The organism is Adlercreutzia equolifaciens, assembly GCF_029076695.1.
Classification (GTDB): domain Bacteria; phylum Actinomycetota; class Coriobacteriia; order Coriobacteriales; family Eggerthellaceae; genus Adlercreutzia; species Adlercreutzia equolifaciens_A.
In genome coordinates this window covers 1-290 of record NZ_JARFIK010000589.1, presented here as the reverse complement: position 1 = coordinate 290, position 290 = coordinate 1, and the positions used below count along the sequence as shown (strand labels likewise).

The following is a 290-nucleotide window of genomic DNA, read 5'->3' as shown; positions in this document are numbered from 1 at the left end:
AGTATGCCAAGCATGACCGAGCCGAGTTTGTCCGTGTGGTGCAGGAAGCGCAATCCAGCCAGCAGACCACAGAGGTCAGGAAGCAGCGGACACGCCTTGCCACCGCAAAGCAGAGAGTTTCCGAGCTGGAAGTCCTGCTCTGTAAAATCTATGAGGACAACATTTTAGGAAAGCTGTCCGACAGCAGATACGCCACTCTGGACGCTCAATACGAAAAGGAACAGTCCGAGCTTACCGCTGAAATCTCTGTTCTGGAAAAGGCTGTCAAGAGCTATGAGAAGCACGAAAAG

1 protein-coding gene is annotated in these 290 nt (G+C 52.1%); it reads left to right on the top strand.

The window, feature by feature from the left end; genetic code table 11:
• Positions 1-290: hypothetical protein (locus PZH32_RS13725; RefSeq protein ID WP_428994066.1), on the top strand; the 290-nt coding region annotated here is incomplete at both ends.